The sequence below is a fragment of the Pararhodobacter sp. genome (assembly GCF_034676075.1).
Taxonomy (GTDB): domain Bacteria; phylum Pseudomonadota; class Alphaproteobacteria; order Rhodobacterales; family Rhodobacteraceae; genus Pararhodobacter.
The window spans coordinates 52,434-78,168 of the sequence record NZ_JAUCCQ010000001.1 but is presented as its reverse complement, the minus strand read 5'-3'; the positions used below and the strand labels follow the sequence as shown (position 1 = coordinate 78,168).

Below are 25,735 nucleotides of genomic sequence, written 5' to 3'. Positions count from 1 at the left end.
CGTCTCGCCCTCCCCAGTTCGAGAATGTTCAGAAGCGCGCGTCCTGCGTGACCTGCCGGTAGAGAACCGGCAGGAGGTCGGCCAGATAGCCCATCTCCTCGATGGCATGGCGGTGCAGGCGGGTGCAGAAATCGTCGGTCAGCGCCTCCCGCCGGATTGTCTGCACCACCTCGTCCGGCAGTTTGGTCGTCAGATCCTGATGATGCACATCGCCCATCCAGAACCGCGTGCGCATCTCGCAACCATAATCGGTGTTGCGCACAAAATGCGTCATGTGCCCCAGGTTGACCGGCCGCTCCAGACTGCCTGGCCGTGCGCAAACCGCGTGGCCATCGACCTGATCATAGCGGGCCGGATCGAAGACCTCGTGCGGGTCGCGGAAATGGATGCGCAGCTTGTGAACCTCACCGCCGCCGCCCAGCGTCTCGTGCACCAGATGCTTGGCGCCATAATAGTTACCGCCGTTGCCCCGGTCTTCCCAGTCGCTGAAGATATGGTCGACGGGGTGCCAGAGCTTGTACTGGTCGGTGCCCCCCAGCCAGCCGAACCACCAATGCACCATCTTAGCGCGGCAATGCGGCATCCGGGTCAGCGCGGCAATGGTCACCGAGCCGTCGTCGTAGCGGATGATCCCCGATTCCAGCGGCAGATAGCCGGGCTTCAGTATCTCGTTGCGGTCTTCAAAGCGCATGGCGAGCTTCCCTCACATCACTTCCATCGGCCGGGTGACGGGCACCGGCAGATCCGTCGGATTGGCGGCGATCTCGATGGTCCACCCATCGGCACCGTGGTGCCATTGCCCGCCCATCATCGCAGACTTTGCCACGTTCGCGATGGTCGAGGCATTCCAGTCCGCGATGCCCAGCGTCGTCTCGCAGCGCGTTTCCCGGATCGCGGCAATGACGCTCGCTGCATCTTCGGGGTCCGAAGCACGCTTCAGCACATCGACGGCAAGGTCCAGCAGCGCATGTTTCATGCCGAGGGTCTGAACCCAGGGACGGTCCGTCGCCGCCTGCCAGGCCTCGGCGATCTGTGCTGCGCTCTGCCCGGTCGAGGCCGAGGTGAAGGGGAAGGCCGGGTGCCAGCCCAATTCGCACGACAGCCCCTCGCCACTGTCACCGGCGGCCTCGAGGATATTGGGTAAAAGCAGGCTCTTGCCGATGGTCGTGACCTTGGGCTGCAGCCCCTGCTGATGCGACTGTGTCCAGTAGGTCAGGAACTCCGGCGGGATCATCGTGCCCATGACGATGTCGACTCCGGCCGACTGGAACTGACCGATGATGGTGCTGAAATCGTCGGTCATGGGCGTGTAGCGGCCGGGATCGATGACGTCGTAGCCCGCCTGATTCAGTGCGGGCGGGAAACCGAATTGTGCGTCCCCCCAGGCGTTGCCATCGGCATCATTCGCCAGCAGCAGACCGACCTTGCGGTTTGTCTCGACCCCGTCCCAGAGCTTCAGATAGGCGGCAATCACGTCCTCAAGGCCGAAGGCGAACAGATAGGTCATCTCGAACCCCTGCTCCGGGTTCGATCCCCGTCCCATCACGAAGGGCTGCCACGGGCAGGCGGTTGACAGGCTCGGTACGCCATTGAGTTCACATTGATCGGCCACCGGGTTCACGGTGTCGGGCCCGCCTGCCGACAGGATCAGCGAAACCTCGTCGCGCAGGATCAGCTCGGAGGCGACTTCGGCCGCCCGGTTGGCCGAGGATTGGCTGTCCTTGACGATGATCTCGATCGGACGGCCATTGGCACCCTGCGCCAGCACCTCGGCGAATTGCGCCAGAACGATATCGTCGGGCTCGGCGAAGAAGGCCAGCGGGCCGGTCGTCGGTGTCACCAGCCCCACGCGGATCGGCGCATCCGCGGCCCGCAGGACGGTCGGCAGCAGTGCCGGAACGGCCAGCGCCGCGCCGGTGGTTCCCAGGAATGTCCTGCGGTTCAGTCGTCCCATGTCTCGTCCTCCCCAGTCCGATGTGTCGAAAAGCGTCAGTCGTCCAAAATCGTGGCCAGTTTCCTCAGATGCGTGGTGACCCGGTTGCGGACCGTGGCTGCCTGTTCGGGCGTCCATTTTCGGAACCCCGCGCCTGATTTCATGCCGAGCTTGCCGTCGACGACCAGCTGCCTGAGATACGGCGAGGGGCCCGGACGGTTCTCGATATCGGCCAGAACCGTTTCGTGGATGGCGAGCGTCAGGTCGGTGCCCACCAGGTCGGCATTTTCCAGCGGACCCAGCACCGACAGCCTGCGCCCGAAGCAGGATTTCACCACGGTATCGACGGATTCCGCGTCGCAGATCCCGCGCTCGACAAGGCTCACCGCCTCGCGCCAGAGCGCATGTTGCAAGCGGTTGCCGATGAAGCCCGGCACGTCCTTGTCGACGCGCACCGGGGTTTTCCCGGCCTCGGCCAGCAGCGCCATCATCGTGGCCATGGCGGGCTCGGCGGTCCATCCGGTGCGGATGACCTCGACCAGCGGAATCATGTGCGGCGGGTTCCACCAATGGGTCCCCAGCGCGCGGTCTCTATGCGTCAGGCCCTGCATGATCTCGGTGATCGGCATGACCGAGGTATTCGATGCCAGAATGCAGTCGCGAGGTGCAAGGGCCTCGATCTCGGCGAAGATCGACTGCTTCAGCGCCATCTTCTCGGGCGCGGCCTCGAACACCGCATGGGCCTGCGCCACGGTCGAGGCGAGCGTGTCCTGCACCTCGATCCGCGACAGGGCGGCGGCGATCGTGGCCTCGTCATGACCCATGAGGGTCATCGACTCGCGCACGCGGGCGGGCAAGGCGGCCCGCGCCTCGGCCATGGGATCGGTGATGGCGACGCGCAGCCCCGCGCGCGCCATGACCAGAGCGATGCCATGGCCCATGAGCCCCGCGCCGATCACCCCGATGAGACGGTCCTGCGTCATGGATCAGCCCGCCGTGTAGCCGCCGTCGGCATAGAGGATATGCCCGGTGTAGAAATCCGACGCCTTCGACGACAGGAACAACAGCGGCCCCGCCAGATCCTCGGGCTCGCCCAGACGCCCCTTCGGCACGCGGGCCAGGAACCCGCCGCGCACGGCCTTGGCGTTGTCATCCTCGCCGAACAGCCACGCCGTCAAGGGCGAGCGGAACACGGTCGGTGCGATGGCGTTCACGGTGATCCCGGTCGGGCCCAATTCGCAGCCCAAGGCCTTGGTGATGCCGTCGACCGCCGCTTTCGACGCGCAGTAAGCGGTGTAGCCCGCCGGGTGGCCCAGAAGCCCGCGGGCCGAGGACACCAGCACGATCTTGCCGCCCGTCCCCTGCGCCTTCATCTGCTTCGTCGCAGCGCGGGCCATGAGCCAGCTCTGCGTGACATTCGCGTCCATCACCGACAGGAAAGTGTCGGGCGTCATCTCGTCGATCTTGGCGACCTTGTTCATGCCGGACGCCACGACCAGGATATCGCAGGACCCGAAGGCCTCGACCGCCGAGGCGATCAGCCCCTCGCAGGCGGCTTCAGTGTCGGGCCGCACATTCGCCTCATGCACCGCGGCACCGCTCGCGCGGCATTCCTCGGCGATCTCGGCCAGCGCGGCGGCATTGCCCGCGGCCAGCACCAGACGGCAGCCGGCGCCGGCCAGCACACGGGCCGCGACCATTCCGAAGGCACCCGAGGCCCCGGTGATCACCGCGACCTTGCCCTTCACGTCGAACATCGACAGGGGATTCATCAGGCTCATGGCCTCACTCGCTTTTCGGCTTCGGCAGATAGGGGATGACGACCAGCATCTTGCAGACGTGGTTCGAGCGGTTCTCGATGCGGCGCAGCTGGCCCGGCGGGATGGTGCAGCTGTCCAACGCTCGCAGGACCTCGGTCCGGCCGTCCCAATCGAGAGTCATTTCGCCCTCGAGCACGACATAGACCTTCTCGAAGGGCGTCGAATCCGGCCCCGCGCCGCCGCCCGGCAGGAACTGGCTGTAGCCGATCCACTGGTTGGTCGGCCCGCCTGCCTCGAAACCCTGCAACCGCAGGCCAGACACCCCCCAGTGATTGGGTGCATCATAAGGTTCGGCGTCCTGAAAGCGCTTGATCAGCATCGGCCAGACCTCCCCTTCCGGCTGTGTTTCATTCTGCGGAAAAAATACGCCCCCGGGGTCCCAGGTCAGATCGCGTCTCCGCGCTCGATGCGGAAGTTCTGGCTCTTGTCGACCATCGCCACAAGGCGGACGATGCACCCGTCACCGCGATCCCAGTTCCACGGGAAGAAGGCGAAGGTGCAGCGTTTGCCGGTCACCGCGTCCAGATCGCCGCCGACATTCTCGATGCCCATGATACCGTTCTTGAACAGGATGTTGTGCACCGGCTCCCATTCCGGGAAGGCATCTTTCCAGTCCACGCCGCCGGACCATTCCTTGTATTCCTCGGCGAGGTGCGGCAGCAGCGGGCCGTTGCGCTGCGGGCCGATCGCGGTCGCCAGCGGGTGGTCGTTGGCCTGCGTGTCGTGACCGACAACCTTGACGCCCTTCTCCACCATCCACTCGCCCGCCGATTTCACGAAGCCCGGGCAATAGGCGAAGTAATCGCCGTCCTCGTAGTGCTTGTGCCAGCCGGTGTTGATGATCAGCACGTCGCCCTTGCGGATCGACTTGCCGCAGGCCGCTTCCAGATCGTCATAGGTGATCGGCTCCCATTTCTTCTTGGGCATCGACACGACGATCCCCGAACCGAAGAAATGCGGCAGCGGCACCTCGTCGATGAAGGGCGTGCCCTGCACCACATGGGCCGGTGCGTCGATATGAGTCGTCGCATGCATGGTCGTCGTGATACGCTGCGACAACACCCCCGACTTCGCCATGTAGTGGATACGCTCGATCTTCGTATCTTCGAAATACGGCCAGTTCGGGTTCTGGAACCCGAAGCGGTGGCTCAGGTTGTAGAACTCCAGACCCATGCTGTTGTCGAGGTTCCCCTCGAATTCGATGCCGCGGACCTTGACCATCTCGGCTCCTCCCTCCCGATGCGTCTTGCCGGTATTGCACCGTAATATGGTGCGTTCGGTTCGTTATACGGTACACATGCGAGTCCCGATGCGTCAACAAAATTTTGGAACACCTGTACCGCATTGCAGAACATGCCTTTTCTGCTGTAGTGCTGAGTGGGCGAGTCTGGAGGAGCAGCCATGAGTGACAGCGATCAGGGACGGTCGGGCATCCAGGTTATCGCCCGCGCGGCGGCCATCCTGCGCGTGTTGCGCGACAACACCGAGGGAATGAGCCTGGGCCAGATTGCCGACCGGGTAGAGCTGCCCCGTTCGACGGTACAGCGCATTGTCGGTGCCCTTCAGGCCGAACGTCTGGTGATCGCCACCTCTTCGGGTGGCTCGATCCGACTGGGCCCCGAGATTACCGCCCTGTCAGAGGCGACGCGTTACAACGTTGTCGAGGAATGCCGGTTGCACCTGTCAGAACTCTCGCGCCGGCTAGGCGAGACGGCAGATCTGTCGGTATTGCGGGGCGCCGGGATGATCTTCCTTGACCAGGTGCCTGGGACGCACCGCCTGCGCACCATTTCCGCCGTCGGCGATGTCTTCCCACTGACAACAACCGCCAATGGCCGCGCCGCGCTGGCCCTCCTGCCGGAGGCCGAGGCCCGCAGCCTGGTCGAGGCGGAGTGGAAACGCGCGCATCAGCCGGGCGACTGGCCGGCCTTCGCGCGGATGCTCGCCGATATCCGCAGCCAAGGCATCGCCGAAGACGCCGATGAACATACGATCGGCATTTCCGCACTGGGCGGCGCCTTCCGCGACCGCAATGGCGAGATCCACGCTATTTCGGTCCCTGTCCCCACGCCGCGCTTTCGGGCGATGCGCGGGACCGTCGAGGCTGAGCTACGCGAAACACTCGACCGCGTGCGCCAGCACTTCAGCGGACGTTAGCAGCTGCCTGAGCGTTTCTGGCCTGATCCGGGGGAACTGGACCGTCAGGCGCCCGAGGCAGGTGTCCTGCAACCCAGCCGTTCCGCGAAATCACGACCGATTTCTGCGTGATTTTTATTGAGCCGGGATTTCGGGTGTCGTATCGACAGATATGATCACGCAGAAGATGAAATACGGGCTTAAGGCGCTGATGGTTCTGGCCGCTGAACGGGCGAGCGAGGGTCGTGCCCTGCGGATCGAGGAGATTGCGACACGCTCGGGAACGCCAAAGCGGTTTCTGGAGCATATCCTGCTGGAAATCCGCAACGCGGGTTTCATCGCGTCAGTGCGCGGCCGACATGGCGGCTACGCGCTGATCAAGGAGCCGCGCGAGGTGCCGTTGAGCGAGTTGATGCGGCTGATCGACGGGCCGATCGCCCCCCTGCCCTGCCTGTCGCGCCGCGCCTACCAGAAATGCGAGGATTGCCCGGACGAGGAAAGCTGCAGGCTTCGACAGGTCTTCGGTCAGGTGTTCTGGTCCTATCTTCTGCTGATCGAATCTCTGACCCTGGCGGATCTGGTCGATCGGCCTGAGTCCCCCGGTGGGACCGCGGCCGCGGCGTTGCAGCTCGGGGTCTGAGCGCCCTGCGCGGGGTGAAGCCTGGCAGGGGCCCGTGGCAAGAGAACAATCTTCCAAAATCACGACAGATTTAGCCGTAATTATTTCGTTGCTAATCACGATTATCCCTGTCGTTATTATGGTCATGAAGAGCCCAGCTTCCCACCTACCGGAGGATTAGATGATCGCATGCAGCCGTTTCCCGACCGCCAAGACAATGGGGGTCGAAGGCAAGATCACCCGGATGGACCCCGCAATAGCCCCCGGCGCGCTGGCAGTACTCGTTCCCTCTGCTGGAGCCGCGCGAAACGCCCCCCGCCGGAAGGCGGCCGCTTCGCTTCGGCTGCGGGTTCTCCACCGCTCGGACCGGGGGGCATGATGACCCATATCCCCCGCCTTTCGTTTCACACGATCCCTGCCCCTCTTCGCCTTGTGACACAGGAAACCCGACCGATGACCTTCGATTCCGACATCCTGCCTTCCGCCCGTGCCATCAGCCCCACGGGGCGTGACGCGTGGACAAGTCTTGCCGCGGCGACAGTGCTCGGCCTTGCCGCACTGGTCGGCTTTGCACAGGGCGCACCGGCACAGGCCCTGCTGAACGTGAGCTACGACCCGACGCGCGAGCTTTACCGTGAATACAACGCCTGGTTCGCCGATTGGTGGGTCGAGCAAGGCCACCCGCGGCCAGAGATCCAGACTTCGCACGGCGGATCGGGTGCCCAGGCCCGCGCGGTGATCGACGGGCTGGGCGCGCAGGTGGTGACGCTGGCCCTTGCCAGCGACATCGACGCCATCGCCGCGCGGACCGACAGGATCCGGGTGGACTGGCAGCAGGCGCTGCCGCAGAATTCCTCGCCCTACACGTCGACAATCGTGTTCCTGGTGCGCGAGGGTAACCCCGAGAATATCCAAGACTGGGACGACCTTATCCGCGATGGGATCGAGGTCATCACGCCCAACCCCAAGACCAGCGGCGGCGCCCGCTGGAACTACTTGGCCGCCTGGGGCTATGCACAAGAGAACGGGCTCGACCCGCGCGCCTTCGTCGGTGCCCTCTATCGCAACGTACCCGTGCTGGACACGGGCGCCCGGGGCGCCACCACGACCTTCGTGCAACGGGGCCTGGGCGACGTGCTGCTCGCTTGGGAGAACGAGGCCTATCTGGCGCTGGCCGAATTGGGCGAGAATCAGTTCGACATCGTCGTCCCGTCGATCTCTGTTCTGGCCGAGCCGCCGGTGGCGCTGGTCCCGGGCAATATCACGGATGACGCGACGCGGGCGCTCGCCTCGGCCTATCTGGAGCAGCTCTATTCCTCGGAGGGACAGGCCATCGCGCTCAGAAACTTCTACCGCGCCTGGGATACCTCGGCCGCGGCACCCGAGGATGTCGCCCGCTTTCCTGAGGTAAACCGCCTCTCGATCGACTATTTCGGCGGCTGGGCGGTCGCGCAGCCCGAACACTTCGCCGATGGCGGCGTTTTCGACCAGATCTACACGGCGCCCTGAACCATGGCGACGCGGTCCTTCACCCTCAAGGCGCCCGCCCCGATGCCGGGGTGGGGGCTGTCCTTCGGGATCCTGCTGTCGATGCTGTCAATCATCGTGCTGATCCCGATGGGCGTGCTGCTCTGGCGCGGATTCGTCAGCTTCGGCGCGGCCGAGATCTGGGCCGTGGTCAACCGCCCCCGGGTCTGGGCGGCCCTGGCATTGAGCTTTCGCGCGGCGCTTGTCGCGGCACTGTTCAACCTGGTGTTCGGGGTCCTGCTGGCCTGGGTTCTCGTGCGCTACCGCTTCCCGGGCAAACGGCTCATCGACGCGGCGGTCGACCTGCCCTTCGCGCTGCCCACCGCCGTCGCAGGCATCGCGCTGACAGCGCTCTACGCCCCGAACGGCGCGTTCGGCTCGGTGATCGGACAGGCCTTCGGCATTCGCGTGGCCTATACCGAGCTCGGGATCTGGATCGCGCTGATCTTCGTCGGGCTGCCCTTCGTTGTGCGCACCGTGCAGCCGGTGATCGAGGAGATCGACCGCGAGACCGAGGAAGCCAGCGCAACTCTGGGCGCCAGCCGATTGCGCACCCTGACGCATGTGGTCCTGCCAATGCTGGCCCCCGCCGCGATGACGGGCTTTGCCCTCGCCCTGGCCCGGTCGGTGGGGGAATACGGATCGGTCATCTTCATCGCCGGCAACCTGCCGAACGTGACCGAAATCGCGCCACTGCTCATCGTCATCCGGCTGGAGGAATTCGACTATGACGGCGCGGTCGCCATCGCCATCGCCATGCTGGCCATCTCCTTCACACTGCTGCTGGCCATTAATCTGATCCAGATCTGGAGCCGTCGTCGCATGGGCGCGGTGTGAAAGGGGAACCCATGACCCATACATTGCCTCTCGCAGCCCGTACCCGCCGCCTTCGATCGACCACCACCGAACCCCCGGTGGTCAAGGGGGCGCTGATCGCGATCTGCCTTGCGGTGCTGAGCGTTCTGCTCTTCGCGCCCCTGATCTCGGTCTTCGACGAGGCATTGCGACGCGGATGGGCCTTCGCCCTGGCGTCCCTGGCGGAACCCGACGCCCAGGCGGCGATCCGGCTGACGCTGACCGTGGCCGCCCTCGTCGTGCCGCTGAATGCGGTCTTCGGAATCGCCGCCGCCTGGGCCATCACCAAGTTCGACTGGCGTGGCAAGGCCTGGGTTATCACGCTGATCGACCTGCCCTTCTCGATCTCGCCCGTCGTTGCTGGCCTCTTGTTCGTGCTGATGTTCGGCGCGAACTCGGCCCTTGGCGCCTGGCTGGTAGCCAGCGGCTTTCCCGTCGTCTTTGCCGTGCCGGGGATCGTGCTGGCGACGCTGTTCATCACCTTCCCCTTCGTCGCCCGCGAATTGATCCCGGTCATGCTGGAACAGGGCCGCGCGGAGGAAGAGGCCGCGCTGACCCTCGGGGCGTCGGGGTTGCGGGTCTTCCTGACCGTGACGCTGCCCAACATCCGCTGGGCGCTGCTCTATGGCGTCCTGCTCTGCAATGCCCGGGCGATGGGTGAGTTCGGCGCGGTCGCGGTCGTCTCGGGCAAGATCCGCGGCCAGACCACCACGATGCCGCTGATGATCGAGATGTTCTACAACGAATACCTCTCGGTCGCGGCCTTCACGATGGCGAGCGTTCTGGCGCTCCTGGCTTTCGTCACGCTTGTCCTGAAATCGGCCCTGGAATGGCGCTATGCCGATCAGTTGACCGCCACCCACCGCCACTGATGGAGACCCCCATGAACATCGAGATCGAGGCAATCTCCAAGGACTTCGGAACCTCAGCGGCGCTGCAGCCCGTATCGCTGTCGATCCCTTCGGGCTCGCTTGTCGCCCTGTTGGGTCCGTCCGGATCGGGCAAGACGACGCTTCTGCGCATCCTCGGGGGGCTCGAGTTTCCGTCGGCGGGACGCGTGCTGTTCGACGGCAAGGACGCCACGGGGCTCACAGTGCAGGAGCGCCGCGCGGGTTTCGTGTTTCAGTCCTACGCGCTGTTCCGGCATATGAGCGTGTTTGACAACATCGCCTACGGCCTGCGCGCCCGGCCCCGCAAGACGCGACCGGCGGCTCCTGAAATCTCCCGGCGCGTCACGACGCTGCTGGACCTGATCAAGCTGCCCGACATCGGCGCGCGCTATCCCAGCCAGCTGTCGGGCGGCCAGCGGCAGCGTGTCGCGCTGGCCCGTGCCCTGGCCATCGAACCGCGAATGCTGCTGCTCGACGAGCCCTTCGGGGCGCTGGACGCCAAGGTGCGCAAGGAGTTGCGGCAGGGCCTGCGCGACATCCACGACACCACCGGTCTGACCACGATCTTCGTCACCCATGATCAGGACGAGGCGATGGAGCTGGCCGATCTGATCGTGGTGATGTCCATGGGCCGCATCGAGCAGATTGGCAGACCCGCCGAAATCCGCAGCAAGCCCGCCAGCGATTTCGTCCGGCGGTTTCTGGAAGTGTGAGCGGACTTGCGGGGCGGGCGACCATGGCACGATCTGTGGACCCGCGGGGCGCTGCGTCTGACGACGGCCCCGTGTCGGGGGGCCCGTCCCGCCCCCGCCGCCCGGTCGGGCATTCCGGGTTGTCGCGCCACGCCGGACCCTGGCTTGCCGAGCCGCGCCCCACTCCCGGCTGCGCGCCCGGCCCGTAACAATCCTCGGCGGCAAGCTGGCGCCGAGTTGGCGCACCCCGCTCTGGAGGAGCACGATGACACTTTCAAACGCTGACCGCACCCCCCCAGTCCCTTTCGATCGTATCGACCGCAAGATCCTGTTTGAGCTGATGCGCGACGCGACCCTGCCGGTTGCGCAATTGGCTGAAAGGGTCGGCCTGTCGCAGACACCATGCTGGAAGCGGGTGCAGAAACTCGAGGCGGCAGGTGTCATCACCGGTCGCGTCGCCCTGGTCGACCCCGCCGCCATTGGCCTTGGCCTCGCCGTCTTCGTCGAGATCGAAGCAACCGACCATACGCCTGAATGGCGGGCAGCCTTCGCCGGCGTGGTGGCGGATTATCCCGCCATACAGGAAGTGCATCGGATGGCAGGCGAGGTGGACTATCTGCTCAAGGTCGTGGTCAGCGGCATGGCGGCCTATGACGCCTTCTATCTCGATCTGACACATCGCCTGCCCTGCCGTAACGTGACCTCCAAATTCTCCATGGAACGCATGAAGGCCACGACCTCTCTGCCCATCGACACAGAAACCGCGTGACTGCGGGAGATCCGACCAGACATGCGGAAGCATCATCGCGCTCCAGGCGGTGACACCAGAACGGCCCTGCCCCCCGGGCGGGGCCGAAGGCGTCTGGAGACTCAGGTTCTATCTGGAAGACCAATTTTGGAATTCCAATACACGATAATCTTGCTAGATTATTAGTTGAAAGGACTGCCGCCATGATCCGCACCTTGCTCATTCCCGGCCTCGACGGCTCGCCCGCACCGCACTGGCAGCATTGGTGGCAGGCCACGGACCCGACCGCCAAGATCGTCGAGCAGATCTCGTGGTCGACTCCCACGCCCGAGGCCTGGGTGACCGAGATCGCCGGCGCCACGATGATCCACCCCGATACCGTGTTGGTCGGCCATTCGCTGGGTGCCATCGCCATCGTCCGGCTGCTGGCCAGCTGGCCGCAGGTGCGCATCGCCGGCGCCCTGCTTGTCGCACCCGCCGAGCCGCAGATCAGCCCGCGCACTGCCGCCTTCGGCCGTATCCCCGAACGCCCCCTGCGAGTGCCGGTCGTCGTCGCCGCCAGCACGAACGATCCCTGGATGCCCCAGGCCCGCGCCCGGCAACTGGCCCGTGTCTGGCGGGGCGACTTCGTCGATATGGGCGAGGCCGGGCATATCAACGTCGAGGCCGGTTTCGGCCCCTGGCCTGAAGGCAAGGCGCTGCGCCACCTGCTGTGGCACGGGGCGCGAATCGCCGATGTCCAGCCGTTCCACAACCTGAGACACCGCAGGACTCCCGCATGAAACGCTTCGCCTTCCTCAACACGCTCCGCCGCGGCTTCCCGTTGGTGGTGAGCGGCATGCTCTATCTCTGGCTCCTCGCTTTCGTCCTGTTTTCGTAGCGCTACCCGCCGCACCAGACCTGCTGATTTCCACCCAGACGCGACCCATGCGTCGTTACTTTCATTAGGTCCAAGCGATGTAGCCCGGCACCCACCGGCACGACTTACGGGTGTTCGGCGGCGTGCCCGGGCTCAGACTCAATGATCGTGAGACCGGCCCGAGAGGGATCCGAGGCCCGGCTGAGCGAAGACTGCCGTGGATCGTCTCGGTCGACCCATGAAAGTCGGGTGAACCGCTGCTTTCCTGCCGTGACAAACCGCTCCGTCAGCCTGGGGGTTTACCCGGATCCGCAGGCTGCGGGGGCTGTGCGAGTACCCTTGCTCAAGGGTTCGGCGGCACCATGACGACCAGCCCCTCCAGCTCGGGCGTAACCTCGATCTGGCAACTGAGCCGTCTTTCTCAAGTGCTGCTGCCGTTCAATCCATCCGGCCATGATGTTGGCCTTGATCGGCACGAAGAAGGGGGTGACCCCCCCAATGTCGACCTGCATGTTCAGCGCGTCTGGTATCGGGCTGTCGGTCTTGCCGGGGGTGGTTCTGCAGCGCGACGCAAGGCGCCCCCACGTCGCGCATGCGGATCTGCGCTGAAACGCCCGTCCCGCCATTGCCCCGGGCCTGGCGATGAGGCACAAGACCGCTCATGAGTTACGATCATGACAGCCTTTACAGCGCGGTGCTCTTTCCGCTGCTGATCGGGACCACGGCACGCCATGTGTCCGGGTTGCCCGTACGCTGATCGTCGGGCAACCCCAAACCATTCCCTTGCAACTGACCACGCTGGCACCCTGACGGGGCCGAGGGATATGTCATGACTCTCTGGACCGAACTGGCCCGCGCCTCGACCGAGGCGGGCGACGACATCATCTTGCGACACCGCGATGATATCTACGAAATCCGTTTCAACGGCATCGAACTGATGTCGAACATCATGTGGCGCTCCGAAGCGGTGCTGTCCGAGCGCAGCCTGCGAAGGCTCGAGGACATGCGTCACCCACGCGTGCTGATCGGTGGGCTCGGCATGGGGTTCACCCTGCGGGCCGCGCTCGACGTCACGGGGCCCGGCGCGCAGGTCACCGTATGCGAGTTGATCCCTGCGATTGCCGACTGGAACCGCGGCATTCTGGCGCCGCTGGCCGATCATCCGCTGAGCGATCCGCGCGTCGATCTGCGGGTCATGGATGTCATGGACCTTCTGAACAACAGCGAAGCCGGTTTCGACGTCGTCCTGATGGATACCGACAACGGTCCGGATTTCCTGGTGCGCGGTGACAACCAGCGGCTTTATGAACGCAACGGCCTGAACGCAGTGCGCGACGCGCTGCGGCCAGGTGGAATCGCCGCCTTCTGGTCGGCCGAGATCTCGGATCCCTTCGAGGACCGGCTCAGCGAACAGGGCTGGGACTGGCAGCGCGAGGACATTCAACTCCCCGGCGGCCGGGTGGATGCCTTCCACCATATCTATCTGGCTCGGCAGGCAGCCGTCGCGCCTGCCTCGGCCCGGCTGGCTGTGGCTGGTCGTCCATAGCGCATCCGCTCGTTCGGTTCCGGCGGGGCGGCCGTCAAGGCCCATGTCGGACCGAACTCGCCGGCGGCGCGAAAAGACCAGGTTCCGCCCGGCACCGCTGGCCCGACACCCTGCGCCGGGTCAGCGGTAGGTATAACCAAAGGACAGCCCGAAAGCGGTGTCATCGACTGGTGCGTTCCCTTGGCGGGCCGCCCGCAGCCAGAGGCGACCGTGCACCTGAGTGTCGGCAAGATCCGCCTCGGCCGGGAAATCCGCCGCCTGCGCCCAGAGCCCGCCGAGGAATTCGGAGCCGGCAAGGCTCAGTCCCGCGGCGAAGCGGGTTTCGGCCAGATCGAGGTTGCCATAGCAGGTGAGGCGGCTGAGGTCGGCCTCGCCGTCGAAGCGGCAGGCGCGGAAGGTGGCGGTGCCGCGGAATTCGGCGCCCGACAGGGTCGCGTCCTCGAAGCAGGCGGCGTCAAAGCGCGCGTCATTGGCGAAGAGCGCGCCGGACAGGTCCACCGGCCCCTCGAAATGCGCATCGTGAAACCAGCTGAGGCCGTCGAAGCGCACGCCGGGCGCCTTGAGGCCGCCCCGGAAGGTGGCGCCACGGAAGTCCACCCCGCAAAGCGACAGGCCGGTCAGGTCCAGCGCCCCCTCGACCGTGACACCGGCCAGGTCCTCGGCCTCGCCATGGCGCCAGGGTCGGGTCAGGCGCTCTCGGATCTCGGCGGGGGTCATGCGTCGACCGTGGTCAGGATCTCGTCGATCCAGGGCAGCGCCAGATCGTCGGCCATATCCGCGCCCGAGGCGTCATGCGTGACCCGCTCGCCCACCCGCTCGGCGCCGGCGCCGGTCAGGATCTCTTCCAGCCGCTTGCCGCCGAAGTTGAACGTTTCGGGATATTCGCTGTCACCCATCCCGAAGATGGCGAAACGGATCCCCGACAGGTTCGGTGCGGCCCTGTCCATCGCCGTGGCAAAGGGCTGGGCCGAGGCAGGCAGCTCGCCATCGCCATAGGTCGAGGTGACGACGACGTAGAAGGTCTCGCGGTCGAAATCGGCGGGGTCGAAATCCGACAGGTTGGTGACGCTGGTGTCGTGGTCAGACAGGTGCGAGGCGATATCCTCGGCCAGCATCTCGGCATTGCCGGTCTCGGTGCCATAAAGAACGGCGATCTGCATCAGCTCTCTCCGGTCTGGTGCGCGATGCTCCGCATCTGCGCGATCGTGGGAATCTTGCGGCGAACGCGCCCGTCGGGGCACTCCGCGCGCTCGGCGGCGTCGATACGCTGCCACTGGTGGTAATGCACGGCCCCGGGGACGAGGGCCATCAGGCCGTCGCGTCCGGTCTTGCCCGGGGCCACGGCGGCGAGGTCGGCGGCGATGCGGGCGGCGACACCCTGCGCATCGGCGCGGTTTTCCGGGATCGTGCCGCGCGGGCCGCGTTTCAGCCAGCCGGTGGCATAAAGGCCCGGGGCGATGAACCCGTCTTCCTGCGCGCCGGGCGTGTCGCCCTCAAACCCGATGGCGGTCAGCACTGTGTCGCAGGGCAGCACCATCCGCGCATCGCCCTGACGGAAGCGCGCGCCGGTGACATGGGTCGCACCTTCGATCTCCTCTGGCGTCCAGCCGAAATGGAAATGGATCTCGCGCGTGGCAGCCTCGGGCGCGTGGCCCGCAAGATGCTGCAACGCCTCGACGATCTTGCCCTCGCCGCTCAGGCCGTGGACATGGATAGCGGCCTGTTCCAGCCGTCCGAGTTCGCGGATCATCACCGGGTCGAACTTGGCGGCATCCGAGGGCGAACGGCCCACCACGTCGATCCGCCTTGCGTTTCCGCATTGCTGCGCAGCGGCCTCCGACAGGTCCGAGCCATGAAATTCCCCCGCGCCCTTGGCCAGTAGCCGCACGAGGTCCACCGCGACATTGCCATTGCCGACGATCACCACACGCTCGCCGATCGTCACGGGCTCCGCCTCGGGATGATCGTTCAGCGCCCGCGTCACCGCGCCCGAGCCCAGGACGCCGGGCAGGTCGTCGCCCTTGACCCCGAGCCGCCGGTCGGCCGAGAGCCCCGTGGCCAGCACCACCGCGTCATAAAGACCCTGCAGCGCCTCCAGCGTCACTGTTTTCCCTAGCCGCACATCGCCGCAGAAGCCCACGCCTTGCCGCTCGAAAAGCCGCTCAAACTGGCGGATCACAGCTTTGGTGCCCTGATGGTCCGGCGCAACGCCGTAGCGGATCAAGCCGTAAGGCACGGGCAGCGCGTCCAGAATGTCGATGCGCGCCTCGGGCAGCAGTTTCGCCAGTGCCTGCGCGGTGAAACAGCCCGAGGGGCCGGCGCCGATGATCGCGATCTGGTGCATGTCAGGCCTCCTGCAGGCGCGCCCAGGGGTGCGGGCGGCCGGTCAGATCGACGTAGAGCGACTTCTGCGCCTGATAGGCGCGGATGCCCTCACGGCCCTTTTCGCGGCCGGTGCCGGCATCCTTCTCGCCGCCGAAGGGGGTGGAGATGGAGAATTGCTTGTAGGTGTTGATCCAGACCGTGCCCGTGGTGATGGCGCGACCGATCCGGTAAGCCCTTGGGAAGTCGCGGGTCCAGATGCCGCAGGCGAGGCCGTAATCGTTGTCGTTGCCCATGGCGATGACCTCGTCTTCGCTGTCGAAGGGCATGACCACCAGCACCGGGCCGAAGACCTCCTCACGGCAGATGCGGTCGGTGTTCGTCACGCCCGACAGGATCGTCGGCAGGTAATAGGCGCCGTTGTCATAGATCCCGCCCTCGGGCGCGTGGCCGCCGCAGAGCACCGTCGCGCCCTCGGCCACCGCGCGCGAGACATGCTCTGCGACAGCGGCGCGGTGGTCGGGATGCACCAGCGGCGCGACCTGCGTGGCCGGGTCCATCGGGTCACCGACGACGAGCGCCTTCGTCGCGGCGACCAGACGGGGGACAAACTGGTCGTAGATCGCGCGCTCGACGAACAGCCGAGATCCCGCGATGCAGCTTTGCCCCGAGGACGAGAACATGCCGAACAGGATGCCCGCGATGGCGAGCTCCGGGTCGGTATCCTTGAAGACGATGGTGGGCGACTTGCCGCCCAGTTCCAGCGAGACGGGCATCAGCTTTTCTGCCGCCTGTTTCACCAAGGTCCGGCCTGTCGAGGTGCCGCCGGTGAAGCTGACGCGCTTGATCGCCGGGTGCTCGACCAGCAGATTGCCGATCTCGCGGCCCGCGCCGGGCAGGACGCTGAACAGGCCCTTGGGCAAGCCCGCCTCCTCGACGATCCGCGCCAGTTCCAGGGACACGAGGGGCGACCAGCTGGCGGGTTTCAGCAGCACCGCATTGCCCGCGGCCAAGGCCGGCGCGACCTTCTGCGCGTCGGAGGCGATGGGCGAGTTCCACGGGGTGATCGCGGCGACCAATCCGAGGGGTTCGTGCACCGACATTGTCAGGTAGTCGCCGCGCGGTGTGGTCAGGTCGTCGTCCAAGGTCTCCAGCGCGGCGGCGAAATAGCGGAAGGTCGCGGCGGCCGAGGCCACCAGCGCCCCCGTCTCGCGCAGGGTCTTGCCGGTGTCACGGGTCTGGATAAAGGCGATGCGGGCGGCATTGGCCTCGATCCCGTCGGCGATCCGGGCAAGATAGCGCGCGCGTTCGTGCGGCTTCAGCCCGCGCCACGCCGGATCGGCTTGCGCCGTCAGCGCGCGGGCGATGGCACGCTCGCCATCCGCCCGGCTCGCGCCCTTCAGGATGCGGTTGACCGAGCCGTCGGCGGGATAGATCGAGGTGATCTCGGCCCCCGTCCCAATCTCCCATTCGCCACCGATGAACAGGCGCCCGTCGGGCAGGTCGTAACTCATATCGCCACCTCGGACATGCGGTTCATCACCTCGCGGGCCACGGAATAGACGGTGGCAAGCGAGGTCTTGGGGTTGTCGGGCGAGGGCTTGCCTTCGATGCGCATGGCGTAATCCGCAGCGCCCGAGGTGACCCGGTATTCGTGAATGTTCTGGCTGACCGTAGGATCCGCGACCATCTCGACGCGGGTCTCCTCGAACCCCAGCCCGGCCAAAGCCAAGGTCGCCGCGACATTGGCGTTCTTGGGATAGGCCAGCGCGGCCTCGCGGGCATTGCCTGTGAAGAACGTCGCGGGTTCGGTCAGCGCGGGCAGGTCCAGCAGACCCTCCGCCGGGGTGCCCTTCCACGCGAGCGGGGGCTTGCGCGAGACATAGGTCACGCTGTCGATGCCCGAAGGTTTCAGCGCCGCCAGCAGATCGACCCCGCCAATCGCGCCCGCGGGCAGGACAACGCGAGTGCCGCCCTTGCGCGCGGCCTCGGTGACGGCGCTGTGCAGGTCGGCATCGGCCAGCGCGCCGATGGAGACGACGACACATTCCACGCCCGACAGCAGGGCCGGCACGATGGTTTCCACCACCGCCGAATGGCCCGCGCATTCGACGATCAGGTCCGGCCCGGCCGCGATCAGCGCAGCGGCTTCGGTCACCACCTCGGCGCCCGAAGCGCGCGCGGCCTCGGCCTGCGGGGCGCGCACCAGCAGCGTCACACGCTCAGGCATCCTGCCCTCGCGCGCCAGCACGTCCAGCAGCGCGCGGGTGATGTTTCCGTAGCCGATCACTCCCAGATGCATGGCGTCAGACCTTGTTGCCGGCGGCACCGGCGGGCGGTCCCGAGAAGGTCTCGCCGAAGGGACCGATGGCGATCATGTCGACCTCGATGAGGCGGGGGCCGTCCGCAGCCAGCGCTTCGTCCAGCGTGGCGCCGAAGGCCTCCACATCGTCGACCCGGACATGCGGCAGACCGATGGAGGCGCAATGCGCGGCGAAATCGGGGGTCTGCAGCGCCGAGTAATGATACCGGCTGTCGTATTGGGCGGTCTGGATGTTCTTGATCACGCCATAGGCCTGGTCGTTCATCAGCACATAGACAATCGGCGCACGCTCCTGCACGGCGGTGATCATCTCGGCGATACCCAGCTGCGTGCCACCGTCCCCGATGAGCGTGATCGCCTTCGGCCCGTCCGAGGCCAGCGCCGCGCCCACGCCCATCGCCACGCCCTGACCGATGCCACCGCCGAGCGCGTGCACGCCATGGCGGGGGTCGGCGAAGGTCACATAGCGGTTGCCGAAGGTCGAGTTCGAGATCGTCACGTCGCGCACCCAGGGATGACGGCCCTTGGCGACCCGTTCGACCAGCGCATCCGCAACCACCTGATAGGGCCCCATCTGCGCCCTCAGCCGACCCTCGGCAGTCGCCCGGGCGGTGGCGACGTCAAAGGCGAGTTGCGGATCGACGTCCAGCTTGGCCGGAAGCAGCGCCAGCAGGCGGCGCAGCGTGTCGGTAGCGTCGCCGTGCACGAACAATTCCACCGGATAGTTGCGCCCGCCCTGACTGGCCTCGGCATCAATCTGGGCCAGCGGCCGGGGCAGACGCATGGCGTTGTTCAGCGTCTCGTTGCCGCGCAGGCGCGAGCCCACGACCAGCATGAAATCGCTGCTGGCATAGAGCGCCTGCGCCTCGGGCGTCATGTTGTAAGCGCCGAGATTGGCGGGGTTCTCCTCGCTGACCACGGCCCGGCCGTTGGTCGAGCTGACGACCGCGACGCCGCGCTTCACCAGTTCGGCAGCCTCGGCCTGCGCGCCGCGCGCGCCGCCGCCCAGCCAGAGCATCGGCCGTTTCGCCTCGCGCAGCATCTCGGCCAGCGCCTCGATGGCGCGGTCCGAGGCGCGGGGGCTCTGCGCCTGGGGTGCAATGATGCGGGTCGGAGCCACCGTGGCCGAGCGCTGCACGTCGATCGGGATCTCCAACGCGACGGGACCGGTCGGCGCGCTGATCGCGGCCGAGACGGCGGCGGTCAGAGTGCCGATGGCGCTTTCCGCGCTCCAGAGGCGGAAATAGGCCTTGGAAATGCCCTTCAGCATCTCGGGCTGGCGCGGCACGTCATGGATCGGCGCGCGGTCGCGGTCGGCAAAGCCGAGGTCCACGGTCGAGGTGATGTGCAAAAGTGGCGTGCCGGCGGTCAGGGCCTCGACCTGGGCGCCCGCCGCATTGCCCGCAGCAGTCCCGGTTGAGGTCAGGACAACGCCCATCTGCCCGGACACGCGGGCCCATGCATCGGCCATGTTCATGGCCCCGGCTTCGCCCCGGGCGGGGACGAAGCGGATGCGTCCCTGACGCGCGACCGCGTCGAGGATCGGCATGTTGTGGATCGAGATCACACCGAAAATCGTGGTGACGCCGATTTCCGCCAGATAGCGGGCAATGAATTCGCCGACGGTCTCAGACTGGGCGATGGGGTCGTGTTTCATGGCGGGCACCTCAGATATGGCGGGACAGGCCGCCCGAGACGTCGAGCTGGGCACCGGTGATGTAGCTGGCGGCCCGGGAGCCGAGGAAGGCGATGGCAGCGGCGGCTTCGGCCGCGTCGCCGAGGCGACCCAGTGGGATGCCCTTGTCGCGGGCGAGATTGGCGTACCATTCCTCGCGGCTGACCGATTGGTCCGGGCGCTCGGCGAAGCGGCGGCTCCATTGGCCCGAGCCGATGAGCCCCAGCAGCACGGAATTGACGCGCACTGCCGGCGCCAGCTCGATACTGAGTGATTTCAGCAGGTTCTGCACACCGGCGCGGGCCGAAGCGGTGCAGACCATGTGTTTTTCCGGCTGATAGGCCAGCAGGGAATTGACCGCGACAATGGCGCCTTTCGAGGCAACCAGCATCGGCTGGAAGGCGCGGATCGGGTGGATCTGGCTGAAGAGCTTCAGCTCGTATTCCGCCCGCCAATCGTCGTCCGTGGTATTGGCGAAGGTGCTGACCCGGCCCTGGCCTGCGTTGTTGACCAGAAGGTCCACCTTGCCGAAGCGCGCCTCGACCTCGGCCGCGAAGGCGTTGACGGCCTCGGGCTCCAGCACCGAAAAGGCCTTCCACAGGATCCGGCTAGCGCCGAAGTCGCGGGCCAGTACGGCGGCCACGTCGTTGAGGCGGCTCTCGCCCCGCGCACAGAAGGCGACCGAGCCGCCCTGCTCCAGCAACAGCCGCACCGTGGCCAGCCCGATACCGGACGAGCCGCCGGTGACGACCGCGACCTGTTTGTCGTAGGGAAGGCTCATCTCATTTCTCCCTCAGCTCGGGGAAACCGGGATCGGGGCGGCCCTGCATCACCGCGCGTTGGGCGGCGGTCGGCGCACCGGCGGTCATCCATTGGTCCATCTTCTCAGGCACGTCGCGCGGCCAGACCTGCGCTTCGTGGGTCTCCTCGTCGATCTGCTGCACCTCGGCGGTGAACTCGATGACGAAGCCCGAGGGCGAGACGTAGTAGGCGAAAGGATTGTCGCCGGGCCCATGACGCCCCGGCCCCCAGGTCGGCACCACGCCCACCTGTTTCATCCGGCCGATCGAGCGCATGAATTCGTTGATCGAGGGCAGTTCGAAGGCGACGTGGTTGACGGATGGGTAATGACCCCGCACCAGCGCGATGGAATGGTGGTCCGAGGCGCAGCGCAGGAAGACCATCTGGTCGGCGGAATAGTCCGAGACCCGGAAGCCCAGCGTCTTGCAGTACCAGTCGGCCACGCCATCCATGTCGCCCGAGTTCAGCACCACATGGCTGACCTTGCGCGGCTTGGCGAAGGCCTCGACCGGCTCCTGCGCCGCGGCATCGGCGCGAAACCGCAGGCGGCGGTTGTCGGGGTCCAGGACTTCGAACCCGTAACCGCCTGCGAAATCCTCGAAGTCGGCTGGGGCGCCGAGGACGGCCTCGCCCTGTCTGACCAGCCATTGATGCAGCGCGTCCGTGGCCGCGCGGTCGGGCATGGCGAAATGGATGTATTCGATGCCGTAGGTATCGCTGTCCTTCAGGCCGTAGATGAAGGGTTCGGACCCGGTGCCGCGCAGATAGACCTCTCCGTCACCCTCATGGGCAAGGCTCAGGCCCCAGTTGTCGATGTAGAATTTCTTGGTGGCGGCAATACCGGGGGCGCGCATCACGAGGCCGCGCAGGCTGCCGACACGGACGGGATCGGTCATGGGGTAACTCCTTTGGCGGCGTGATCGAGGATGGCTTCGGCGAGGGCGGCGGGTGCCTGCTGATGGAGAGCATGTCCCGCGCCGGGAATGAGGGTCAGCGCGCCGCGATGGGCGTCGGGGAGTGCGGCATGGGCCGCGTTTGATTGCTCGGGCGGGGTCACGACATCCTCGGCCCCGACGACGACGACGGTGGGGACAGCGAGCGCGGCGCAATCAGCGGACAGGTTCCCCGAAGCGAGCATCCGCACCGCTTGCGCGTAGCCGGGCAGTTTGATCTTCGCCATGGCGGCGTTGACCTTAGCCACCAGATCCGGATGGGTCTCAGGCTGGAACACCAGCCGGGGCGCACGGGTGCGCGCGAATTCCGAGGCGCCGAGGCGCTGGAGATCGTCGAGGCGCGCGGCCTGTTTCTCGGGCAGATGACCCGGGGCCGCACCGTCGCCCTGCGCGCAGGAAGCGAGGGTCAGGGTCGCGACCCGGTCGGGGTGGTCCTTGGCGAAGGCCGCGCCGATCAGGGTGCCGAGAGAATGGCCGAGGAGATGGACGCGGTCCAAGCCGCGCGCATCGAGAAACGCCTTCAGCGCGGCCGCGTAGTCGCGGGCAGTCGGCCAGTCGATGGGCAGGGCCTCGGTCGGCCCATAGCCGGGTGCTTCCCATGCGATCATGCGCCAGCCGGGCAGCGCGGCAGCGAGCGGGTCGAAAGCGCGTGCCTCGGAGCCGATGCCATGCAGCGCGACAAGGACGGGGCCGTCACCCGGATGCTCGCGCCAGCCGAACCCGGCGGCGATATGGTCGCGCGCGCTCATGTGACGAAGACGTAGCCGTTATTCACCGGCAGGGTCTGGCCGGTGAGGGTGAGCGCGGCTTCGGACAAGAGGAACGCGACGGTGCCGGTGACTTCCTCGGCCGATTGGGGCCCCGGCACGGCGCGGCCGTCGCCGTAAAGCGCGTGGCGGGCGGCGGGGACGTATTCGGTGCTCTCGGTCGTCAGGATGCCCGGCGCGATGCAGGTAACGCCGACGCGGTCGGGACCCATTTCGCGGGCAAGGCTGCGCGTCATCGCCATGACCGCGCCCTTGGATGCGGTGTAGGCCAGCAGCCGCGGCGCGCCCCATAGTGCGGTGTCGGAGGCGACATTGACCACCCGGCCCGAGCCCGAGGCGCGCAGCATCGCCGAGCAGGCGCGGGTCATCAGCCAGGTGCCGCGCACGTTCACGCGGTGGACGCGATCCCAGAGGTCGAGCTCGATATCCTCGAACTCCATGCCACCCACGTTGGTCGCGACGGCGCCGTTGTTGCACAGGCCGTGCAACTCGCCCTCATGGGCCGCGATATCCTCGGCCAAGGCGGTGATGCTGGCGGGATCGCCCAGATCCACCGTGACCGCCCGCGCGCCCAGTTCAGACGCAGCGGCCTCGACTCCCTTGGTGTCGATATCGGCCAGTACCAGCCGGGCACCCTGTTCGGTGCAGGTCCCGGCAATCGCGCGACCGAGGCCGCGCGCCGCGCCGGTGATGAGGATCGTGCGTCCCTTCAGAGGCGAATGGGGCAGCATCACTCGGCCGCCACGGCGAGTTCGGCTTCGATCTGCTCCTTGGCCGCGCGGGTCAGGATCTGGCGGATACGCGACACGCCGAGGTCATGCTGATAGAGCATCTCGCGCTTGCGGGCGTCGTCGGGCATGCCTTCCAGCATCACGCGGTCCTGTTCCAGCACGTTCCAGTGCCGCTCTTCCAGCTGCGCGCGGTAGAGGAAGCGCCAGCTGTCACGGGCGATCCCCTCGACCTTGCGCAGGCGCCAGAAGAAGACCTTGCAGGTGGTCTCGTCGATGGGCGTGGTGAAGCCGACGATCCGCATGTTCCCGCCGGGGCCGGCCGCGGGCGGATAGGGGATGTCGAGGAAGCAATACATGTTGCCGGGGAAGACGGCGAATTCGGCCCAGTCGAAATTGTCGCCGACCTGGCCCACGCGAGTGACGTGGAAGCCGTTCTCGGTCTTGTCGAGCTTCATCAGGTCCTGCTTCGAACCATAGGCCAGCGTGAAGCTTTCGGAATGAAGGTAGCAGCCGTGCATCGGATCGGCGAGGTTGTCCAAGGCGTAGCGGTAGTTCGTCTCCCAGACCGAGGTGCACAGGAACCCGGTCCATTCGTCGCCCACCAGTTCCGGCGGCATGACCAGCTCGGGCGGCTCGGGCTGGGTCAGCGAGGGGATGTAGACGAAGACCGCGTCCGAATGCTCGGTGACGTGGAAATTCTTCAGCGCCTTGCGGCCCTCCATGGCGCATTCGGGCATGGCGGGGACCCGGACCACGACGCCTTCGCCATTGACGATCACGCCATGGTAGCGGCAGCCGATATTGCCCTCGTGGATCTCGCCATAGGACAGGGGCGCGCCGCGGTGGGGGCAGAAATCCTCGACGCAGTTGATGGAGCCGTCAGCCTTGCGCCAGAGCACCAGCTTCTGACCCAGCAGCTTCACGCCATGGGGCTTGGTGGTCTTGACCTCGACGGATTTGGCGACCGGGTACCACTGGCCCAGCAGGCCGGTGTTCACGCGGTCCTCGATCAGGGCTTTCTTGTCGATGCTCATGGCGGGCTCCTGGGCGGATTCCTGGGGAGGGAGAGAGGTGGGACCGATGCCCCACCCCGATGTCGGGTCAGCCGGCGGCCTTGGCGCCCTTGGCGGGACGCGGGATCTTGGCGACCGGGTGCTCCGGCGGATAGGTGGGCGTCACGGGCTTCGGGTTGCCGATCAGCACGCACATCAGCGCCTCTTCGATCCCCTCGTTGCGCAGGCCGCGATAGACGCCCGGCGGGCAGGAGATCAGGTCGCGCTCGGTCAGGACCGTTTCGACCATCTCGCCCTTGTGCTCGATGAAGAAGCGGATCTTGTGGCCCTTGAGGATGAAGAAGATCTCCTCGGCATCGCGGTGGATATGAAGCGGGCCTTCGCAACCGGCGGGCAGGACCATGGTCGAGAAGGTGAAATGCTCGGCCGGGACGACGTTCTCATCCGCATCGACGCCGGTGGCGCCGGTGCCGACATAGCGCATCTGGGCGCGGCGGTAGATCGGGTCGAAATCGGCCTGGAACTTCAGCGCGTCCCAGTCCAGCGTGCGGGTCGCATAAGTCGCGGTGCGGCTCTTGATCCAGTCTTCCAGCGTCATGCCTTCGGGGATCTGCACGTCATCGGGTTCGATCGAGGGGAATTTCATCGGAGCGGTGCTCATGGATGTCTCCAGTTCTGCGGTGGGGAAGCGGCGGGCTCAGACGCTGGCCGCGGGTCAGTGATCTTTCTTGGGCAGGTAGTGCAGCAGCCGCTCTTCCGCCCAGACGAGGGCCGAGTAGAGGACGATGCCGATCAGGGTCAGCAGCACGATGGCGTTGAACACCATCGCCGCATTGGCCTGACCACCGCCGTAGCTGATCAGGAAGCCAAGCCCGGTGTTGCCGCCGACCAGCTCGCCGACCGTCACGCCGATCACGGCGAGCGTCGATGCGATGCGCAGGCCGGCCATCAGGTTCGGCAGGGTCGAGGGGAATTCGACTTTCTTGAAGATCTGCCAGCGGGTCATCGAATAGGCGCGGGCCAGGTTCACCATGTCGCGGTCGACGGTCTTCATCGCCGCCAGCACGTTCACCAACACCGGGAAGAAGACGATCAGCACGGTGACCAGCAGCTTCGGCGTGGCATTGTAGCCGAACCACATGATGAAGAGCGGCGCGAAGGCAACTTTCGGCGCGATCTGAAGCGCGAGGATATAGGGCGAGAGCACACGCTCCCAGAATTCCGACAGGCCCAGCAGGTAGCCGATGGCGGCACCCAGGGCCGAGCCGATGGCAAAGCCCAGAAGCGTGTACCAGGCGGTCGACAGCGTGTTCGCGATCAGATCCTCGCGGCGATACATGCGACCGAGTTCGCTCAGCATGTCGCTGATCGTCGGGATGATGAATTTCGGCACGCCGAGGGCGGGCGGCAGGAATTGCCAGACCAGCAGCACGAGGGCCAGGATCGCCAGGGCGACAAGCTTCTGGATGGTGCTTTGCGACATGGGGGCCTCGGCTGACTTGAGGGCGGAAGGGCAAGCCTCTCC

General features: G+C 66.3%; 28 protein-coding genes. 9 read left to right on the top strand and 19 right to left on the bottom strand.

The window, feature by feature from the left end:
• Positions 1 to 28: 28 nt before the first annotated feature.
• The 6 genes from VDQ18_RS00395 to VDQ18_RS00370 form a co-directional block, all read right to left on the bottom strand.
• On the bottom strand, positions 29 to 691 hold the full coding sequence (locus tag VDQ18_RS00395) for a DAPG hydrolase family protein (RefSeq protein WP_323019057.1): 663 nt from the start codon (positions 689 to 691) through the stop codon (positions 29 to 31).
• A gap of 12 nt (positions 692 to 703) precedes the next feature.
• A complete protein-coding gene (locus tag VDQ18_RS00390; protein WP_323019056.1) occupies positions 704 to 1,954 on the bottom strand; it encodes an ABC transporter substrate-binding protein in 1,251 nt (416 codons plus the stop codon).
• Between the two features lie 35 nt (positions 1,955 to 1,989).
• Entirely contained in the window at positions 1,990 to 2,916 is a 927-nt protein-coding gene (locus tag VDQ18_RS00385; RefSeq protein ID WP_323019055.1) for a 3-hydroxyacyl-CoA dehydrogenase family protein, read from the bottom strand.
• Between the two features lie 3 nt (positions 2,917 to 2,919).
• Entirely contained in the window at positions 2,920 to 3,714 is a 795-nt protein-coding gene (locus VDQ18_RS00380) for an SDR family NAD(P)-dependent oxidoreductase (RefSeq protein WP_323019054.1), read from the bottom strand.
• A 4-nt stretch (positions 3,715 to 3,718) separates the two neighbouring features.
• Entirely contained in the window at positions 3,719 to 4,072 is a 354-nt protein-coding gene (locus VDQ18_RS00375; protein WP_323019053.1) for a cupin domain-containing protein, read from the bottom strand.
• Positions 4,073 to 4,137: 65 nt separating this feature from the next.
• The gene (locus tag VDQ18_RS00370) at positions 4,138 to 4,974 is read right to left on the bottom strand and encodes a cyclase family protein (RefSeq protein ID WP_323019052.1); all 837 of its coding nucleotides are present in this window, start codon (positions 4,972 to 4,974) and stop codon (positions 4,138 to 4,140) included.
• 180 nt (positions 4,975 to 5,154) lie between these two features.
• Here VDQ18_RS00370 and VDQ18_RS00365 point away from each other — a divergent pair, with 180 nt between their 5' ends.
• The 9 genes from VDQ18_RS00365 (at position 5,155) to VDQ18_RS00325 (ending at position 13,625) form a co-directional block, all read left to right on the top strand.
• The gene (locus VDQ18_RS00365; RefSeq protein WP_323019051.1) at positions 5,155 to 5,910 is read left to right on the top strand and encodes an IclR family transcriptional regulator; all 756 of its coding nucleotides are present in this window, start codon (positions 5,155 to 5,157) and stop codon (positions 5,908 to 5,910) included.
• Between the two features lie 151 nt (positions 5,911 to 6,061).
• Positions 6,062 to 6,529 (top strand): Rrf2 family transcriptional regulator, encoded by a 468-nt coding sequence (locus VDQ18_RS00360; RefSeq protein WP_323019050.1) that lies wholly within the window; start codon positions 6,062 to 6,064, stop codon positions 6,527 to 6,529.
• Between the two features lie 432 nt (positions 6,530 to 6,961).
• Complete coding sequence (locus VDQ18_RS00355; protein ID WP_323019049.1) at positions 6,962 to 8,017, top strand: sulfate ABC transporter substrate-binding protein; 1,056 nt, start codon at positions 6,962 to 6,964, stop codon at positions 8,015 to 8,017.
• A 3-nt stretch (positions 8,018 to 8,020) separates the two neighbouring features.
• A complete protein-coding gene (gene cysT, locus VDQ18_RS00350; protein ID WP_323019048.1) occupies positions 8,021 to 8,872 on the top strand; it encodes a sulfate ABC transporter permease subunit CysT in 852 nt (283 codons plus the stop codon).
• 11 nt (positions 8,873 to 8,883) lie between these two features.
• The gene (cysW, locus tag VDQ18_RS00345) at positions 8,884 to 9,762 is read left to right on the top strand and encodes a sulfate ABC transporter permease subunit CysW (RefSeq protein ID WP_323019047.1); all 879 of its coding nucleotides are present in this window, start codon (positions 8,884 to 8,886) and stop codon (positions 9,760 to 9,762) included.
• Between the two features lie 11 nt (positions 9,763 to 9,773).
• Complete coding sequence (locus VDQ18_RS00340; protein WP_323019046.1) at positions 9,774 to 10,493, top strand: sulfate/molybdate ABC transporter ATP-binding protein; 720 nt, start codon at positions 9,774 to 9,776, stop codon at positions 10,491 to 10,493.
• A gap of 244 nt (positions 10,494 to 10,737) precedes the next feature.
• The gene (locus VDQ18_RS00335) at positions 10,738 to 11,241 is read left to right on the top strand and encodes an Lrp/AsnC family transcriptional regulator (protein WP_323019045.1); all 504 of its coding nucleotides are present in this window, start codon (positions 10,738 to 10,740) and stop codon (positions 11,239 to 11,241) included.
• A gap of 182 nt (positions 11,242 to 11,423) precedes the next feature.
• Positions 11,424 to 12,002, top strand: coding sequence for an alpha/beta hydrolase (locus tag VDQ18_RS00330; RefSeq protein ID WP_323019044.1), 579 nt, complete (start codon positions 11,424 to 11,426; stop codon positions 12,000 to 12,002).
• Positions 12,003 to 12,908: 906 nt separating this feature from the next.
• Entirely contained in the window at positions 12,909 to 13,625 is a 717-nt protein-coding gene (locus VDQ18_RS00325) for a hypothetical protein (protein WP_323019043.1), read from the top strand.
• A 120-nt stretch (positions 13,626 to 13,745) separates the two neighbouring features.
• On the opposite strand, the gene VDQ18_RS00320 is transcribed toward VDQ18_RS00325, so the two are convergent.
• The 13 genes from VDQ18_RS00320 to VDQ18_RS00260 all read right to left on the bottom strand — a co-directional run bounded on the left by VDQ18_RS00320 (position 13,746) and on the right by VDQ18_RS00260 (position 25,693).
• The gene (locus VDQ18_RS00320) at positions 13,746 to 14,342 is read right to left on the bottom strand and encodes a pentapeptide repeat-containing protein (protein WP_323019042.1); all 597 of its coding nucleotides are present in this window, start codon (positions 14,340 to 14,342) and stop codon (positions 13,746 to 13,748) included.
• Positions 14,339 to 14,785 (bottom strand): flavodoxin domain-containing protein, encoded by a 447-nt coding sequence (locus VDQ18_RS00315; protein WP_323019041.1) that lies wholly within the window; start codon positions 14,783 to 14,785, stop codon positions 14,339 to 14,341. The genes VDQ18_RS00320 and VDQ18_RS00315 overlap by 4 nt, the downstream gene beginning before the upstream one ends.
• Positions 14,785 to 15,969, bottom strand: a complete 1,185-nt coding sequence (locus tag VDQ18_RS00310; RefSeq protein WP_323019040.1) for an FAD-dependent oxidoreductase — start codon at positions 15,967 to 15,969, stop codon at positions 14,785 to 14,787. Before VDQ18_RS00310 ends, VDQ18_RS00315 begins: the two co-directional genes overlap by 1 nt.
• Before the next feature lies 1 nt (position 15,970).
• Positions 15,971 to 17,461 (bottom strand): aldehyde dehydrogenase, encoded by a 1,491-nt coding sequence (locus VDQ18_RS00305; RefSeq protein WP_323019039.1) that lies wholly within the window; start codon positions 17,459 to 17,461, stop codon positions 15,971 to 15,973.
• The gene (locus tag VDQ18_RS00300; protein WP_323019038.1) at positions 17,458 to 18,249 is read right to left on the bottom strand and encodes an aspartate dehydrogenase; all 792 of its coding nucleotides are present in this window, start codon (positions 18,247 to 18,249) and stop codon (positions 17,458 to 17,460) included. The genes VDQ18_RS00305 and VDQ18_RS00300 overlap by 4 nt, the downstream gene beginning before the upstream one ends.
• Before the next feature lie 4 nt (positions 18,250 to 18,253).
• Positions 18,254 to 19,927, bottom strand: a complete 1,674-nt coding sequence (locus VDQ18_RS00295; protein WP_323019037.1) for a thiamine pyrophosphate-binding protein — start codon at positions 19,925 to 19,927, stop codon at positions 18,254 to 18,256.
• A gap of 10 nt (positions 19,928 to 19,937) precedes the next feature.
• On the bottom strand, positions 19,938 to 20,726 hold the full coding sequence (locus tag VDQ18_RS00290; RefSeq protein ID WP_323019036.1) for an SDR family oxidoreductase: 789 nt from the start codon (positions 20,724 to 20,726) through the stop codon (positions 19,938 to 19,940).
• Between the two features lies 1 nt (position 20,727).
• Positions 20,728 to 21,642, bottom strand: coding sequence for a VOC family protein (locus tag VDQ18_RS00285; RefSeq protein ID WP_323019035.1), 915 nt, complete (start codon positions 21,640 to 21,642; stop codon positions 20,728 to 20,730).
• Positions 21,639 to 22,448 carry an alpha/beta hydrolase gene (locus tag VDQ18_RS00280; protein ID WP_323019034.1) on the bottom strand — a complete coding sequence of 270 codons (810 nt, stop codon included), beginning with the start codon at positions 22,446 to 22,448 and terminating at the stop codon, positions 21,639 to 21,641. Before VDQ18_RS00280 ends, VDQ18_RS00285 begins: the two co-directional genes overlap by 4 nt.
• Positions 22,445 to 23,197 (bottom strand): SDR family oxidoreductase, encoded by a 753-nt coding sequence (locus VDQ18_RS00275; protein ID WP_323019033.1) that lies wholly within the window; start codon positions 23,195 to 23,197, stop codon positions 22,445 to 22,447. The genes VDQ18_RS00280 and VDQ18_RS00275 overlap by 4 nt, the downstream gene beginning before the upstream one ends.
• On the bottom strand, positions 23,197 to 24,231 hold the full coding sequence (locus VDQ18_RS00270) for an aromatic ring-hydroxylating dioxygenase subunit alpha (protein WP_323019032.1): 1,035 nt from the start codon (positions 24,229 to 24,231) through the stop codon (positions 23,197 to 23,199). The genes VDQ18_RS00275 and VDQ18_RS00270 overlap by 1 nt, the downstream gene beginning before the upstream one ends.
• A 67-nt stretch (positions 24,232 to 24,298) precedes the next feature.
• Entirely contained in the window at positions 24,299 to 24,871 is a 573-nt protein-coding gene (locus VDQ18_RS00265; protein ID WP_323019031.1) for a cupin domain-containing protein, read from the bottom strand.
• Between the two features lie 54 nt (positions 24,872 to 24,925).
• Positions 24,926 to 25,693 carry an ABC transporter permease gene (locus VDQ18_RS00260; RefSeq protein WP_323019030.1) on the bottom strand — a complete coding sequence of 256 codons (768 nt, stop codon included), beginning with the start codon at positions 25,691 to 25,693 and terminating at the stop codon, positions 24,926 to 24,928.
• Positions 25,694 to 25,735 lie beyond the last annotated feature (42 nt).

Coding starts and splice junctions, on each gene's coding strand:
- VDQ18_RS00395 (WP_323019057.1), bottom strand. CDS start 691: ATGCGCTTTGAAGACCGCAACGAGATACTGAAGCCCGGCTATCTGCCG.
- VDQ18_RS00390 (WP_323019056.1), bottom strand. CDS start 1,954: ATGGGACGACTGAACCGCAGGACATTCCTGGGAACCACCGGCGCGGCG.
- VDQ18_RS00385 (WP_323019055.1), bottom strand. CDS start 2,916: ATGACGCAGGACCGTCTCATCGGGGTGATCGGCGCGGGGCTCATGGGC.
- VDQ18_RS00380 (WP_323019054.1), bottom strand. CDS start 3,714: ATGAGCCTGATGAATCCCCTGTCGATGTTCGACGTGAAGGGCAAGGTC.
- VDQ18_RS00375 (WP_323019053.1), bottom strand. CDS start 4,072: ATGCTGATCAAGCGCTTTCAGGACGCCGAACCTTATGATGCACCCAAT.
- VDQ18_RS00370 (WP_323019052.1), bottom strand. CDS start 4,974: ATGGTCAAGGTCCGCGGCATCGAATTCGAGGGGAACCTCGACAACAGC.
- VDQ18_RS00365 (WP_323019051.1), top strand. CDS start 5,155: ATGAGTGACAGCGATCAGGGACGGTCGGGCATCCAGGTTATCGCCCGC.
- VDQ18_RS00360 (WP_323019050.1), top strand. CDS start 6,062: ATGATCACGCAGAAGATGAAATACGGGCTTAAGGCGCTGATGGTTCTG.
- VDQ18_RS00355 (WP_323019049.1), top strand. CDS start 6,962: ATGACCTTCGATTCCGACATCCTGCCTTCCGCCCGTGCCATCAGCCCC.
- cysT (WP_323019048.1), top strand. CDS start 8,021: ATGGCGACGCGGTCCTTCACCCTCAAGGCGCCCGCCCCGATGCCGGGG.
- cysW (WP_323019047.1), top strand. CDS start 8,884: ATGACCCATACATTGCCTCTCGCAGCCCGTACCCGCCGCCTTCGATCG.
- VDQ18_RS00340 (WP_323019046.1), top strand. CDS start 9,774: ATGAACATCGAGATCGAGGCAATCTCCAAGGACTTCGGAACCTCAGCG.
- VDQ18_RS00335 (WP_323019045.1), top strand. CDS start 10,738: ATGACACTTTCAAACGCTGACCGCACCCCCCCAGTCCCTTTCGATCGT.
- VDQ18_RS00330 (WP_323019044.1), top strand. CDS start 11,424: ATGATCCGCACCTTGCTCATTCCCGGCCTCGACGGCTCGCCCGCACCG.
- VDQ18_RS00325 (WP_323019043.1), top strand. CDS start 12,909: ATGACTCTCTGGACCGAACTGGCCCGCGCCTCGACCGAGGCGGGCGAC.
- VDQ18_RS00320 (WP_323019042.1), bottom strand. CDS start 14,342: ATGACCCCCGCCGAGATCCGAGAGCGCCTGACCCGACCCTGGCGCCAT.
- VDQ18_RS00315 (WP_323019041.1), bottom strand. CDS start 14,785: ATGCAGATCGCCGTTCTTTATGGCACCGAGACCGGCAATGCCGAGATG.
- VDQ18_RS00310 (WP_323019040.1), bottom strand. CDS start 15,969: ATGCACCAGATCGCGATCATCGGCGCCGGCCCCTCGGGCTGTTTCACC.
- VDQ18_RS00305 (WP_323019039.1), bottom strand. CDS start 17,461: ATGAGTTACGACCTGCCCGACGGGCGCCTGTTCATCGGTGGCGAATGG.
- VDQ18_RS00300 (WP_323019038.1), bottom strand. CDS start 18,249: ATGCATCTGGGAGTGATCGGCTACGGAAACATCACCCGCGCGCTGCTG.
- VDQ18_RS00295 (WP_323019037.1), bottom strand. CDS start 19,927: ATGAAACACGACCCCATCGCCCAGTCTGAGACCGTCGGCGAATTCATT.
- VDQ18_RS00290 (WP_323019036.1), bottom strand. CDS start 20,726: ATGAGCCTTCCCTACGACAAACAGGTCGCGGTCGTCACCGGCGGCTCG.
- VDQ18_RS00285 (WP_323019035.1), bottom strand. CDS start 21,642: ATGACCGATCCCGTCCGTGTCGGCAGCCTGCGCGGCCTCGTGATGCGC.
- VDQ18_RS00280 (WP_323019034.1), bottom strand. CDS start 22,448: ATGAGCGCGCGCGACCATATCGCCGCCGGGTTCGGCTGGCGCGAGCAT.
- VDQ18_RS00275 (WP_323019033.1), bottom strand. CDS start 23,197: ATGCTGCCCCATTCGCCTCTGAAGGGACGCACGATCCTCATCACCGGC.
- VDQ18_RS00270 (WP_323019032.1), bottom strand. CDS start 24,231: ATGAGCATCGACAAGAAAGCCCTGATCGAGGACCGCGTGAACACCGGC.
- VDQ18_RS00265 (WP_323019031.1), bottom strand. CDS start 24,871: ATGAGCACCGCTCCGATGAAATTCCCCTCGATCGAACCCGATGACGTG.
- VDQ18_RS00260 (WP_323019030.1), bottom strand. CDS start 25,693: ATGTCGCAAAGCACCATCCAGAAGCTTGTCGCCCTGGCGATCCTGGCC.